Source organism: Pseudomonas fluorescens Q2-87, assembly GCF_000281895.1.
Taxonomy (GTDB): Bacteria; Pseudomonadota; Gammaproteobacteria; order Pseudomonadales; family Pseudomonadaceae; genus Aquipseudomonas; species Aquipseudomonas fluorescens_S.
Genome location: NZ_CM001558.1, coordinates 793,546 through 807,129, shown reverse-complemented (window position 1 = coordinate 807,129; position 13,584 = coordinate 793,546). Strand labels below are relative to the sequence as shown.

Sequence of the window (13,584 nt, the reverse complement as noted above, 5' to 3'; positions counted from 1 at the left end):
TCATCAGTATGCCGTGATCGGCCCGGGCTGCGCGATCACTTGCCGCGATTGAGTTGCCGCAGATTACCCAGTACTGACTCCAGCGCCCGATCGAACAACAGGGTGTCGTCCAGCAAACGCGCCGCGCCGCGACGAAACTCCAGGGCCAGGCTGGTGCGGCTGTGTTCCAGCACCTTGAGCCCGGTGCGGTTGACGAAGACGTATTTGCCGGTGGCCTCGATGATCGCCGCCAGCTTGCAACGCAGGTTGTTGTCCTCGTCTTCCTGGAATTCGACCCAGCTCCCCAGGCGCAACTGGTCAACCTGAAGCAGGCCCACGTCATCGGCGGGCAATCGAACCGCGACGTTGTCCACCGGTGCCTTGTGGGGGGCGCGCAGGACGATTCGTTCCAGCACTTCGATCATGACCGGCGAATCGGACGATTGCGTTTGTTCCGGCGCCTGTCCCGTGCGCTCCAGCGACTGCACATGCAGGACTTCCAGCTCGCTGAAGAATTCGCTGGTGGCAAACGGGTCGAACGCCGAACGGCTAAGCCCCTCACGCAGGGCCTTGAGCAGTTCCGGCACCATTGCCAGCAAACGCAGGCCCGCGTCGGGCTCATCGTGGGGCTGGACGCTCCAGATCAGTTGCTCCAGAGTCAGGACGTCGGCTTTCCACTCAGCCGAATCCTCGCCGTGCTTGAAGCAAGTCAGCAGCAGCACCTGGCTCCAGGCCTGCTGCACGAACTCCACGACCGCCTGCGGCAGTATTTTGCCCAGCATCAGTTGGTTCAGCGCCCCCTCGACCCGCTGACGCGCCAGCTCGGCCTTGGCCCGTCCTTCTTCGGCGTCACGGATGCGCTGTTCGAGCAGCTCACTGCGGCGGCGCTCGTCACTGGTGAACGCCAGGAAGTCGGCCAGCAGTTCGGAAAAAATGGCCGGGTCATCGACAAAGTCATTCAACAGACGCTGCACCACCTGTTCGATGCGCAAATAAAGACTGTCGCGCTGGTGATCGTCGCAATCGCCCCAGCCCATGGCCGCCGCGGCAATTTCATTGAGCAGTCGACGGGCCGGATGATTAGTGCGGCTGAAAAAGCTTTTGTCCTGCACAGCCACTTTGAGCATCGGGATCTGCAGGCGGCCAATCAAGGCCTTGAAGGAATCCGGCAGGTTATGGTCGTCGAGGATGAACTCGAACATCATCGAGATCAGGTTGATCACATCCTCATCGGCGTCCTCGACCACCCTAGACTTGCCGCTCCTGACGCTGACCCGGGTCAGCAATTGCTCAAGCTGGCCGCGCAGGTCGAATTCGTCGTGGACGGTTGGCGCCGGGACGTATTGCTGCAAATGGGAGAGCAGGCGAAGCAGGTCTCGCGTGGAGATCGGCTGGGCCGGTGCGCTGGGTTCCAGGGTCGGCGCCACGCTGCCACGCACGTGCATCAACAGTTTCTGCAACGCGGCAAACACCTCCTGCACGCTGTCATCGACCTCAGCAGCACTGGGCTTGGCGGCGATATCGGCTGGCGGTCTGGGGTTCTCTTCGGGACGGTCCGAGGCGCGCCGCGACGGTGAAAGCCTGAGTTCCGGCAAAATCCCGGTAGCGGCCAGCAACTGGTTGGCCTCGGCATAGAGCTGGTCGCACTCGCTGAGTACATAGCGCTCGAACAATTTGAGCAGGATCAGCTTGACCTTGATCCCTACCCCCAGGTTGCGCCCGGCCTGCAGGAATTTCTCACACAGCAGTGCCGGGCTCAGGGGATTGTGCTGGCTCGCCAATGGCCGTCCCAGCAACACCGTGAGCCGCGCCGTCAGTTGCTCCAGGGACGTGCCATCGCGCCTGAGCACGCGAGCGACCATGGCATCCACCGCCAGATGACGCTCCAGCTCGTCTTGAGTGGGTTGGGAGGGGATACCGGGAGACAGGACAGGCGCGAGGGTCGCCTGGGTGAGATCGTACTGGGCAAGGCTGACGAACGCCTCGAAAAACTGCTCGATGAACTCGCGCTCGATGCTCTTTCGCTTCAGGCGCAGGTCCCGCATGGCTTCGAAGAACAGGTTCTGTTCGACATCGTCGCGCGCCCGGTCGGCCATTTCGAACAAGGTGTCGTCGGCGTTATCGAACAACCCCTGCAAGCCCACGCGCAACTGCTGCGCGGCCTTGTCGCGAACCTGAAGCAGAATCACAGGCAGGCGGGCGAGCGGCGAACGATTCGCCTGATCGGTAGAAACCTTATGCAAAGGCACTACATTCCCGTCGTTGTGCATCCTGGCCTCCTGAAACGGTATTCTTCGGCTCGCGACGTCAAAGCTATGACGTCAATCGAAAGGCGGATTATCAGGTAAAAGAACCCTGTCGTGCCAGCAGACTCTGTGATCCAGCTCCAAATACGGCGCAATAAGTGACCGGGAAAAAGGAGAAATGTTGCGAGGATGCGACCAAATGCAGGTATCTGTTTATGCAGGCGAGCGTCAGCGCCTTGGGTTCGCTCGCGGCCTGGCCCTATAATCGGGCCACTTTGTTTGTGGAGCCCGTTATGCCGAATCTACGTCTCGCCGATCTGACCGCCGAAATCGAAGCCAACGTGCGCCGTGCGTTGCTGGAAGACATCGGCAGCGGCGACATCACCGCGCAACTGATCCCTGCCGAACGCCTGGCAAAGGCCACCATCATTACCCGCGATGCCGCGATCATCAGCGGCACGGCGTGGGTCGATGCCGTGTTCCGGCAACTGGATCCGCGCGTCGCGGTGCATTGGCAAGTGCGTGACGGCGAGCGGGTGAGCCCCGACCAGGCGTTATTCCACCTGGAAGGCCCGGCTCGCTCGCTGCTGACCGGCGAACGCAGTGCGCTGAATTTCCTGCAGATGCTCTCGGGCGTGGCCACGCGGGCCCGCTACCTGGCGGACTTTGTCGCCGGCACCCAGGTCAAGCTGCTGGACACCCGCAAGACCCTGCCCGGGTTGCGCCTGGCCCAGAAATACGCCGTCACCTGCGGCGGCTGCCATAACCACCGCATCGGCTTGTACGATGCGTTCCTGATCAAGGAAAACCATATCGCAGCCTGCGGCGGGATCGCCCAGGCCATCGCCGCCGCCCACAAGATCGCCCCCGGCAAGCCGGTGGAAGTCGAAGTGGAAAGCCTGGCGGAATTGAAAGAAGCGCTGGCAGCCAACGCCGACATCATCATGCTCGACGAACTGAGCCTGGACGATATGCGCGAAGCCGTGCGCCTGAATAGCGGCAAGGCGAAGCTGGAGGCCAGCGGCGGCATCAACGAAAGCACGTTGCGGCCAATAGCCGAGACCGGAGTGGACTACATCTCGATCGGTGCGATGACCAAGGATGTGAAGGCGGTGGACCTGTCGATGCGACTCAGTCTCTGAGCAGCGTCAAGCCCCAAGCTGCAAGCTTCAAGCCGCTCCGTGCTTGTCTTGCAGCTTGTAGCTTGTAGCTGCTCTTAAACTACAAGATTGTTCATCTCGCAGTACTCATCCCATTCCACACCCAACACCTCGGCCGCCTCTTTGTGCAACGCAAGGCGCTGCGCCTCGAATTCTTCAGGCGTGCTGGTGTACCTGAGCGTCAATTCCCAAGGCTGCAGCCCCTGGGCTTCGGCCTCATCTTCGAATGCCCATTGGATCTGGTCTTTTTGATCGTCGGCGGGCAAGTCCTTGATCTCTTCCAGCAACTGAGGTGCATCCAGTACGTATTTTTTCAGCGCTTCTTCGTGCCTGGCTTCTTGGGTCAATGCTTTAACGGTCATGGCGTTCTCGCTGATCTGGGGAATGGAAGATGGATCTGGATCATCAAGGATCTCTCTGACGCAGAAAACCGTGTGAAGCCCGGTTTACCTGGCCTTCAGAACCATTCGGGGATCATCTGAAAACTGCTGGGCGATGCACATGCAGGCACTGAATATAGGATGTTTTGCTGACGATTTACACGGCTCTTTACATCTATCCCACAAAAAACATACGTAAAAGAAGCCGAGGCCCCAGGAACAACTGTCAGAACAACCAGTCATAGCGATGTGCCATGTCAGCACTTCACAAGGAACCCAGTGATGCGCAGCTTTTCGAAACGTTCGTCGACCCGGCTTGCTACCGTGACCCTTCTTCTAGGCAACCTGACTTTGATCGGCGCTGCTCAAGCGGCTGTCGAAGTCATCTCCGACTTTCCGCTCTTTTCCGACACCATTCCTGCCCTTCGCTACTCAAATGACAAGTACACACTCGTCAACACCAACGTCAGTGTCACAGCGTTGGAAAAACTGCCAAAGGCCGTGGAGGATAATGCCTCCGAACTGGAAAACCAGAAGCGCACACTCAGCGATCAGGCACGCCTAATTGAGGAGTTCAAGCGCAACAGTGGTTCCAGCTCCTCCTCCAGCAGCAAGGAGATTGAGGATCTCAAGCGCACTATCAAGGAACAGGAACGCGATCTGAACGACCGGGCAAACAAGTGGAAGAACTCAAGCGCAACAGCGGCTCCAGTTCAAGCTCGAACAACAACGAGATTTCTTCCCTGAAACGGGAACTCAGCGATCAGGATCGCGAGATGGATCAGCTCAAGCGTACGGTCGAAGAACTGAGCAGGAAGGTAAAATAACGAGGGGGATGGTGCCCGAGACAGGAATCGAACCTGCGACCTTCGCGTTACGAGTGCGCTGCTCTACCGGCTGAGCTACACGGGCGGTGGGCTAAACCTAGCACTGACCTTGGGGGCAGGCAACCTGCGGCACGGTGATTTCGTGCACACAGCAAAACGCCCCGAACCAGTCGGGGCGTTTGCTTGTTCAACAGCTAAGCGAAGGGGTAATTAAACGCCCGATGCCTTGGCTGCTGCGACGTCCTTGATGGACAGCTTGATACGGCCGCGGTTGTCCACGTCCAGTACCAACACTTCCACTTCCTGGCCTTCCTTCAGGATGTCGGTCACTTTCTCGACACGAGCATCGCTCAGCATGGAGATGTGAACCAGACCATCCTTGCCTGGCAGGATGTTGACGAACGCGCCGAAGTCGACGATGCGTTCAACCTTGCCGACGTAGATCTTGCCGATCTCGGCTTCTGCGGTGATGCCCAGGACGCGCTGGCGTGCTGCTTCTGCCGCTTCCTTGGTTTCGCCGAAGATCTTGATCGAACCGTCGTCTTCGATGTCGATCGAAGCCTTGGTTTCTTCGCAGATCGCACGGATGGTCGCGCCGCCTTTACCGATGACATCACGGATTTTGTCGGTGTCGATCTTCATCGCGATCATGGTCGGAGCGTTTTCCGACAGTTCAGTGCGAGACTGACCAATGATCTGGTTCATCTGGCCGAGGATGTTCAGGCGCGCTTCCAGGGCTTGGCCCAGGGCGATCTCCATGATTTCTTCGGTGATGCCCTTGATCTTGATGTCCATCTGCAGTGCGGTGACGCCTTTGGCGGTACCGGCCACTTTGAAGTCCATGTCGCCCAGGTGGTCTTCGTCACCCAGGATGTCGGTCAGGACGGCGAATTTCTCGCCTTCTTTCACCAGGCCCATGGCGATACCGGCAACCGGCGCCTTCATCGGCACACCGGCGTCCATCAGGGCCAGGGAAGCGCCGCAGACCGAAGCCATCGAGCTCGAACCGTTGGACTCGGTGATTTCCGATACCACGCGAATGGTGTATGGGAACACGTCAGCGGCTGGCAGCATGGCCTGGACCGAACGACGGGCCAGACGGCCGTGGCCGATTTCGCGGCGACCGGCGCCACCCATCCGGCCACACTCGCCCACCGAGAACGGAGGGAAGTTGTAGTGCAGCATGAACGGGTCTTTCTTTTCGCCTTCCAGGGTATCCAGCAGTTGCGCGTCACGGGCGGTGCCCAGTGTTGCAACGACCAGCGCCTGGGTTTCGCCACGGGTGAACAAAGCCGAACCGTGGGTCTTTGGCAGGACGCCGACTTCGATGTTCAGCGGACGTACGGTGCGGGTGTCGCGACCGTCGATACGTGGCTTGCCGTTGACGATGTTTTCGCGAACGGTGCGGTATTCGATCTCGCCGAAAGCAGCTTTGACTTCAGCGGCAGATGGCTGGCCTTCTTCACCGGACAGCTTGGCAACGACCTGGTCTTTCAACTCACCCAGGCGTGCATAACGGTCGGCCTTGATGGTGATGGTGTAGGCCTGGGAGATCGCTTCGCCGAACTCGGCACGGATCGCGCCCAGCAGTGCGGTGGCTTCTGGCTGTGGAGCCCAGGTCCAGGTTGGCTTGGCAGCTTCGGCAGCCAGTTCTTTGACAGCGTTGATCACGACCTGGAACTCGTCGTGAGCAAACAGGACGGCGCCCAGCATCTGGTCTTCGGTCAGCTCTTTGGCTTCCGATTCAACCATCAATACGGCTTCCGAGGTACCGGCAACGACCATGTCCAGGCTCGAAGCTTTCAGTTGCTCGTAGGTCGGGTTCAGCAGGTAGCCGGTGCTTTCGTGGAACGCGACGCGGGCAGCGCCGATCGGGCCATCGAAAGGAATACCGGAGATTGCCAGCGCAGCCGAGGTACCGATCATCGCAGCGATGTCCGGATCGGTTTTCTTGCTGGTGGAAACGACGGTGCAGACAACCTGCACTTCGTTCATGAAACCTTCTGGAAACAGCGGACGGATCGGACGGTCGATCAGTCGGGAAGTCAGGGTTTCTTTCTCGGAAGGACGGCCTTCGCGCTTGAAGAAACCGCCAGGGATCTTACCGGCAGCGTAAGTCTTTTCCTGGTAGTGAACAGACAGAGGGAAGAAGCCCTTGCCTGGATCGGCTTGCTTGGCACCAACAACGGTCACCAATACGCTGACGTCGTCGTCAACGGTGACCAGCACTGCGCCGGAAGCCTGACGGGCGATACGGCCTGTCTCGAGGGTAACGGTCGATTGACCGAACTGGAATTTTTTAATGACCGGGTTCACGGTGTCCTACCTTCTTTGTGGCTCTTGGGGAACTTGTCTTCTTGCGAAATTCTTGGGCAATGTCGGGAATCGGCCCGACCCTTGTCCAGGGCAAAACGTGTATCCAGATAAAACTTGAGGCTGGGAGCCTGCCATGGGCCGGCGGGAATCCCACCGGCACACGACAAACAACCAACCTCTAGCGCAATCGCTTATTAGCGACGCAGACCCAGGCGACCGATCAGAGTCTGATAACGACCCAGATCCTTGCCTTTCAGGTAGTCCAGCAGCTTACGGCGCTGGTTTACCATGCGGATCAGACCACGACGGGAGTGGTGATCTTTACCGTTGGCCTTGAAGTGACCTTGCAGCTTGTTGATGTTGTGGGTCAGCAGTGCAACTTGCACTTCTGGCGAACCAGTGTCACCAACAGCTTGCTGGTAGTCAGCTACGATTTGTGCTTTTTCTTGAACGTCGAGAGCCATGAGGCAATCCTTCTATCAGGAAACCACCCAGGGGCGGTTTCAACAGGCCAGGGACAAATCCCTGTATCTAAAAATGAGTAGTGACCATGCCTGTTAACAGCCACACTCGCCAACCTGCTGTTACGCAGGCTGGTTCCGGTCATTCTGACCGAATCAGTCGACGCGGCGCGATCCGCCCGTCTTCGCTCACTTCACCGATACCGATGAAGCGACCATTGTGATCCTGTACCCGTACCATGCCGAACTTCGGCGCATCCGGGGCACGTACCGGCTGGCCGTTGAGCCAGTAGAACGCGCTGTGTTCCGAGAATTGCAGCAACGGCCAATCCAGCAATCCGCTGTCCGATGGCATCAGGAAACGGTCGACCGCTTCGTTGCCGCCTTCGGCGTGTACCGCTTCGAGCTCTTCCAGCGTGACCGTCTGGGCCAACGTGAAAGGCCCGGCCTGGGTCCGTCGCAATTGAGCCACGTACGCGCCACAGCCGAGCTGCTCGCCGATATCCTCCACCAGGGTCCGGATATAGGTGCCCTTGCTGCAATCCACGGCGAGCCGTGCAGTATTACCGTCAAAGGCCAGTAATTCCAAGCGCGCAATAGTAACAGAACGCGGTTCACGCTCCACTACTTCGCCTGCACGAGCCAACTTGTACAACGGCTGGCCATCACGCTTGAGGGCAGAGTACATCGGCGGTATCTGGCTGATTTGCCCACGAAAACGCGGCAATACAGCCTCGACATCCGCCTGACCAACGGTCACCGGACGCTCCAGCAAAACCTCACCCTCGGCGTCCGCCGTGGTGGTGGTCTTGCCCAGTTGCGCCAGGGTTTCATAACCCTTATCGGAATCGAGCAGGTATTGCGAGAACTTGGTCGCTTCGCCGAAGCACAACGGCAACACACCGGTGGCCAGCGGATCGAGGCTGCCGGTGTGACCGGCCTTTTCAGCGTTGAGCAGCCAGCGAACCTTCTGCAACGCCGCGTTGGAGGTGAATCCCAACGGTTTGTCGAGCAGGATGATACCGCTGACGTTACGACGGATACGTTTGACCTGAGCCACCGATTACTCCTTGGTGTCTTCGGGTTCAGCCGCAACCGGGTGCTGGCTGTCTTCAGCCACGGCGCGCTCGATCAACGCCGACAGATGCGCTCCTCGCACGACGCTTTCGTCGTAATGGAAGTGCAGCTGTGGAACGCTGCGCAGCTTCATCTCACGGGCCAGCTGCATGCGCAGGAAGCCGGCAGCCGAATTGAGCACCTTGATGCTCTGGGCGATTTCCTCGGCGCTGTCCTGGCCCATCACGGTGATGAAGATCTTGGCGTGACCGACGTCACGACTGACTTCCACTGCGGTGATGGTGACCAAGCCGACGCGCGGGTCTTTGACTTCGCGACGGATCAGTTGGGCCAGCTCGCGCTGCATCTGATCGCCGATTCGTTGGGTACGGCTATATTCTTTTGCCATGTCTTGTTACCTGTTACTGCCCCACGGCGAAACCCGCAAGGTCTGAAAGCGGCAAACGCCCGGCCTGGCAAAAGCCAGACCGGGCGCTGCGTTTAGAGTCCGCCAGCCAGGCAGCGCATGTTCATGCAACTTCCCGACGCGGCTCTTGAAGTGCGCGAGTTAGAGGCTGCGAGCAACCTGGACCTTCTCGAAGACTTCGATCTTGTCGCCGACCTTGACGTCGTTGTAGCTCTTGACGCCAATACCGCATTCCATGCCGGCACGAACTTCGGAAGCGTCATCCTTGAAGCGACGCAGCGATTCCAGCTCGCCTTCGAAGATAACGATGTCTTCGCGCAGTACACGGATCGGACGGTTACGGTGAACAACACCTTCGATCACCATGCAACCGGCGATGGCACCGAACTTCGGCGAACGGAACACGTCGCGAACTTCGGCCACGCCCAGGATGTTCTCCCGCACGTCGCTGCCCAACATACCGGTCAAGGCTTTCTTGACGTCTTCGATGATGTCGTAGATCACGTTGTAGTAACGCATGTCCAGGCCTTCCTGCTCGACGATCTTGCGAGCGCCGGCATCGGCACGCACGTTGAAGCCGAACAGTACAGCGTTGGAAGCCAGTGCCAGGTTGGCGTCGGATTCGGTGATACCACCGACACCGCCACCGACCACGCGCACTTGCACTTCGTCGTTACCCAGGCCGTTCAAGGCGCCGTTCAACGCTTCGAGCGAACCACGGACGTCGGATTTGAGGACGATGTTGAGCGTCTTCTTCTCTTCCTGGCCCATGTTCTCGAAGATGTTTTCCAGCTTGCCGGCGTGAGCGCGAGCCAGTTTGACTTCGCGGAACTTGCCTTGACGGAACAGAGCCACTTCACGGGCTTTCTTCTCGTCAGCCACAACGCTCATCTCGTCGCCAGCGTCCGGGGTACCGTCCAGGCCGAGAATCTCGACCGGGATAGCCGGACCGGCTTCCTTGATTGGCTTGCCGTTCTCGTCGAGCATGGCACGCACACGGCCGTAGTTCGAACCGACCAACACCATGTCGCCTTGACGCAGGGTACCGTCTTGAACCAGGACCGTTGCAACCGGGCCACGGCCTTTGTCGAGACGGGACTCAACAACCACACCACGGCCAGGAGCCGAAGGTGTAGCGGTCAACTCCAGAACCTCGGCTTGCAGCAGGACGGCTTCGAGCAGTTCGTCGACGCCGGTACCCATTTTCGCGGAGACCGGAACGAATGGAGTGTCGCCGCCCCACTCTTCAGAAGTCACGCCGTGAACCGACAATTCGCTACGGATGCGATCGAGGTCAGCACCCGGCTTGTCGATCTTGTTCACCGCAACCACCAGCGGCACGCCAGCTGCCTTGGCATGCTGGACCGCTTCGATGGTTTGCGGCATCACGCCGTCGTCCGCTGCGACCACCAGGATCACAATGTCGGTCGCCTTGGCACCACGGGCACGCATCGCGGTAAACGCGGCGTGACCCGGGGTGTCGAGGAACGTCACCATGCCGCGGTCGGTTTCAACGTGGTAGGCGCCGATGTGCTGGGTAATACCGCCAGCCTCACCTGCCGCAACCTTGGCACGACGGATATAGTCGAGCAGGGAAGTTTTACCGTGGTCAACGTGGCCCATTACGGTCACGACCGGCGCACGGGAAACCGCCTCGCCTTCAAACTTCAGGGACTCGGCCAGGGAATCTTCCAGGGCCGTGTCGCTGACCAGGGTCACTTTGTGGCCCAGCTCTTCAGCAACCAGTTGGGCAGTTTCCTGATCCAGTACCTGGTTGATGGTGGCTGGCGTGCCCAGCTTGAACATGAACTTGATGATTTCAGCAGCCTTGACCGACATCTGCTGGGCCAGATCGCCCACAGTGATGGTCTCGCCGATCTTCACTTCACGCACGACCGGGCCGGTTGGGCTCTGGAAACCGTGAGCGTTGCGTTTCTTCAGCTTGGCCTTGCCGCGACCGCCGCGACGGAAGCCATCGCTCTCTTCATCGGTAGTACGTGGCGCAACACGTGGTGCCGGCGCCTTTTCCTTGACCGAAGCACGATGAGGAGCGTTTTTGCGCTCGCCATCGCTGCTGCCACGACGGTTGTCGTCGGCACGTGGCTTATCGGGACGACGCTGTTCATCGCGTTTACGGGCATCAGCCACAGGTGCAGGCGCTGGCGCCTGGACCGGAGCGCTTTCGCGAACAGGCTCGGCCGCCGCGGCAGGTGCCGCAACAGCTTCGGCCGGAGCGGATGGCGCAGCAGCAGGCTGGCGACGCGCTTCTTCTTCGGCGCGACGCTTGGCTTCTTCTTCAGCCTTCTGACGTGCAGCATTTTCTACTGCGCGACGTTCTTCCAGTTCACGTTTGCGCTCGGCTTCGATTTCTTCCGGGCTGCGCTGTACGAAGACTTTCTTCTTGCGGACTTCAACGCTGATGCTCTTGCTACCGGCAACACGCAGGGTGCTGGTGGTTTTACGCTGCAGAGTGATCTTGCGTGGTTCTTCCACTTTCGCCTTGTGACTGCTCTTCAAGTGAGTCAGCAGGGACTGCTTCTCACTGTCGGTCACATGTTCCTCGGCGGCGGTGTGCGGCAGACCTGCCTCACGCATCTGCTGCAACAGGCGCTCTACCGGTGTTTTGACCTCATCGGCCAGTTGTTTCACCGTGACTTGCGTCATGCACTTCTCTCCTCAGGCCGCGCCTAATTACTCGAACCAGTGGGCTCGGGCGGCCATGATCAACTTGCCGGCACGATCATCGTCAATGCCGTCGATGTCGAGCAGGTCGTCAATAGACTGCTCGGCCAGGTCTTCGCGGGTAATTACGCCGCGCACCGCCAGTTCCATCGCCAAATCCTTGTCCATGCCCTCAAGCGAGAGCAGGTCTTCGGCCGGATGGGCGTCTGCCAGCTTTTCCTCAGTAGCGATGGCTTTGGTCAACAAACGATCCTTGGCCCGAGCGCGAAGCTCGTTGACGATTTCCTCGTCAAAGCCGTCGATGTTGAGCATTTCCTCCACCGGTACGTAGGCAATCTCTTCCAGGCTGGTAAAGCCTTCATCCACCAGCACCTGCGCCAGTTCTTCATCGACTTCAAGCTCTTCGATGAAGTTGCGCAGGATGTCGCCGGTTTCAGCTTGCTGCTTAGCCTGGATGTCCGATTCGGTCATCACGTTCAAGGTCCAACCAGTCAATTGGCTGGCCAGACGCACGTTCTGACCACCGCGACCGATGGCCTGAGCGAGATTGTCTGCGCCTACGGCGATGTCCATGGCATGGGCATCTTCGTCGACGATAATTGCCGCCACTTCAGCAGGCGACATGGCATTGATCACGAACTGAGCCGGGTTGTCGTCCCACAGGACGATGTCCACGCGCTCGCCGCCCAACTCGCCGGATACGGCCTGGACACGCGAACCACGCATGCCGATGCAGGCACCTTGCGGGTCGATGCGTTTGTCCTTGGAGCGGACCGCGATCTTGGCACGCGAACCCGGATCACGGGAGGCGGCCATTACTTCGATCAGGCCTTCAGCAATTTCCGGCACTTCGATGCGGAACAACTCGATCAGCATTTCCGGCGCGGTACGCGACAGGATCAGCTGCGGGCCGCGGTTCTCGGTGCGGATTTCCTTGAGCAGCGCACGCAGGCGCACGCCGACCCGGAAAGTTTCGCGGGAAATGATGTCTTCACGAGCCAGCAACGCTTCGGCGTTGTTGCCCAAGTCGACGATCACGTTGTCGCGGGTGACTTTTTTCACGGTGCCGGAGATGATTTCGCCCAGGCGCTCGCGATATGCGTCGACCACCTGTGCACGCTCGGCCTCTCGAACTTTCTGCACAATGACCTGCTTGGCAGTCTGTGCAGCGATGCGACCGAATTCGATGGACTCGATTTTCTCTTCGACTACGTCTCCAACCTTGGCGCCAGGATGCGTCTCTGCAACCTTGCTCGGCCAGGTTTCGATAGCCGGATCGTCCAGGTCGGCTTCCTCGACCACCGTCCAGCGACGGAAAGTCTCATAGGCACCCGTGTGACGATTGATTTCCACACGCAAATCAACTTCGTCTTCGAACCGCTTCTTGGTAGCAGTGGCCAGGGCCAGCTCCAGCGCTTCAAAAATAACGTTAGCCGGTACGCCCTTTTCATTGGATACCGACTCAACAACCAGCAGTACTTCTTTGCTCATCGTACGCCTCGCCTTTCGCAAGCCATTGGATCCGCGGGATCCGCAGTATCTGGCACGTATCAGTCAAAACTGGGAATAATGTTGGCCTTGTCGATCATATCGATCGGCAACAGGAACTCATGGTCATCTACCTGCACCACGACGTCCTGCTCTTCTACACCGCGCAGAAGGCCTTGAAAGTTGCGTCGACCTTCGAAGGGCGAGCGCAGCTTGATCTTCACTTGTTCACCGGCAAACGAAGCGAACTGTTCAAGGGTGAACAGAGGGCGTTCCATGCCAGGCGAGGAAACTTCAAGGGTGTATTCGGAGGTGATTGGATCTTCAACATCCAACACACCGCTGATCTGACGGCTGACGATGGCGCAATCGTCCACCAACACGCCGCCTTCCTTATCGATATAAACGCGCAACAGTGAGTGGCGACCTTGAGCCGAAAACTCAATACCCCAGCATTCATAGCCAAGGGCCACGACCACCGGGGCCAACAAGGCCTGCAACTGTTCTAGCTTGCTCGACACCTGAACCCCCTCGTGCATGTTTGTGCATGCTGTGCAAATAA

At 59.0% G+C, this 13,584-nt stretch carries 10 protein-coding genes, 1 tRNA gene and 1 pseudogene; 2 read left to right on the top strand and 10 right to left on the bottom strand.

Annotated features, from left to right (window positions below):
- Positions 1–35: 35 nt before the first annotated feature.
- Positions 36–2,249 carry a DUF1631 domain-containing protein gene (locus PFLQ2_RS23925; RefSeq protein WP_003177885.1) on the bottom strand — a complete coding sequence of 738 codons (2,214 nt, stop codon included), beginning with the start codon at positions 2,247–2,249 and terminating at the stop codon, positions 36–38.
- Positions 2,250–2,518: 269 nt separating this feature from the next.
- On the opposite strand from PFLQ2_RS23925, the gene nadC reads away from it, so the two are divergent.
- Positions 2,519–3,367 (top strand): carboxylating nicotinate-nucleotide diphosphorylase, encoded by an 849-nt coding sequence (gene nadC / locus PFLQ2_RS23930; RefSeq protein ID WP_003177883.1) that lies wholly within the window; start codon positions 2,519–2,521, stop codon positions 3,365–3,367.
- A 74-nt stretch (positions 3,368–3,441) separates the two neighbouring features.
- On the opposite strand, the gene PFLQ2_RS23935 is transcribed toward nadC, so the two are convergent.
- Positions 3,442–3,747, bottom strand: coding sequence for a DUF6388 family protein (locus tag PFLQ2_RS23935; protein WP_003177881.1), 306 nt, complete (start codon positions 3,745–3,747; stop codon positions 3,442–3,444).
- A gap of 300 nt (positions 3,748–4,047) precedes the next feature.
- On the opposite strand from PFLQ2_RS23935, the pseudogene PFLQ2_RS23940 reads away from it, so the two are divergent.
- Positions 4,048–4,592: pseudogene (locus PFLQ2_RS23940) on the top strand (hypothetical protein).
- Positions 4,593–4,601: 9 nt separating this feature from the next.
- On the opposite strand, the gene PFLQ2_RS23945 reads toward PFLQ2_RS23940, so the two are convergent.
- The 8 genes from PFLQ2_RS23945 to rimP form a co-directional block, all read right to left on the bottom strand.
- Positions 4,602–4,677 (bottom strand) — tRNA-Thr (locus PFLQ2_RS23945).
- 125 nt (positions 4,678–4,802) lie between these two features.
- Positions 4,803–6,908 carry a polyribonucleotide nucleotidyltransferase gene (gene pnp, locus PFLQ2_RS23950; RefSeq protein WP_003177877.1) on the bottom strand — a complete coding sequence of 702 codons (2,106 nt, stop codon included), beginning with the start codon at positions 6,906–6,908 and terminating at the stop codon, positions 4,803–4,805.
- A gap of 194 nt (positions 6,909–7,102) precedes the next feature.
- Positions 7,103–7,372: a 30S ribosomal protein S15 gene (gene rpsO, locus PFLQ2_RS23955; protein WP_003177875.1), complete on the bottom strand. Its 270-nt coding sequence runs from the start codon at positions 7,370–7,372 to the stop codon at positions 7,103–7,105.
- A gap of 139 nt (positions 7,373–7,511) precedes the next feature.
- Positions 7,512–8,429: a tRNA pseudouridine(55) synthase TruB gene (gene truB, locus PFLQ2_RS23960; RefSeq protein WP_003177873.1), complete on the bottom strand. Its 918-nt coding sequence runs from the start codon at positions 8,427–8,429 to the stop codon at positions 7,512–7,514.
- A 3-nt stretch (positions 8,430–8,432) separates the two neighbouring features.
- Positions 8,433–8,834, bottom strand: a complete 402-nt coding sequence (rbfA, locus tag PFLQ2_RS23965; protein ID WP_003177871.1) for a 30S ribosome-binding factor RbfA — start codon at positions 8,832–8,834, stop codon at positions 8,433–8,435.
- Positions 8,835–8,993: 159 nt separating this feature from the next.
- Complete coding sequence (infB, locus tag PFLQ2_RS23970; RefSeq protein ID WP_003177870.1) at positions 8,994–11,516, bottom strand: translation initiation factor IF-2; 2,523 nt, start codon at positions 11,514–11,516, stop codon at positions 8,994–8,996.
- A gap of 27 nt (positions 11,517–11,543) precedes the next feature.
- The gene (gene nusA / locus PFLQ2_RS23975; protein WP_003177868.1) at positions 11,544–13,025 is read right to left on the bottom strand and encodes a transcription termination factor NusA; all 1,482 of its coding nucleotides are present in this window, start codon (positions 13,023–13,025) and stop codon (positions 11,544–11,546) included.
- A 59-nt stretch (positions 13,026–13,084) separates the two neighbouring features.
- Positions 13,085–13,543, bottom strand: coding sequence for a ribosome maturation factor RimP (gene rimP, locus PFLQ2_RS23980; protein ID WP_013692254.1), 459 nt, complete (start codon positions 13,541–13,543; stop codon positions 13,085–13,087).
- Positions 13,544–13,584 lie beyond the last annotated feature (41 nt).

Excerpts from the sequence above, each read along its gene's own strand:
- PFLQ2_RS23925 (WP_003177885.1), bottom strand. The coding sequence starts at position 2,249 with ATGCACAACGACGGGAATGTAGTGCCTTTGCATAAGGTTTCTACCGAT.
- nadC (WP_003177883.1), top strand. The coding sequence starts at position 2,519 with ATGCCGAATCTACGTCTCGCCGATCTGACCGCCGAAATCGAAGCCAAC.
- PFLQ2_RS23935 (WP_003177881.1), bottom strand. The coding sequence starts at position 3,747 with ATGACCGTTAAAGCATTGACCCAAGAAGCCAGGCACGAAGAAGCGCTG.
- rpsO (WP_003177875.1), bottom strand. The coding sequence starts at position 7,372 with ATGGCTCTCGACGTTCAAGAAAAAGCACAAATCGTAGCTGACTACCAG.
- rbfA (WP_003177871.1), bottom strand. The coding sequence starts at position 8,834 with ATGGCAAAAGAATATAGCCGTACCCAACGAATCGGCGATCAGATGCAG.
- infB (WP_003177870.1), bottom strand. The coding sequence starts at position 11,516 with ATGACGCAAGTCACGGTGAAACAACTGGCCGATGAGGTCAAAACACCG.
- nusA (WP_003177868.1), bottom strand. The coding sequence starts at position 13,025 with ATGAGCAAAGAAGTACTGCTGGTTGTTGAGTCGGTATCCAATGAAAAG.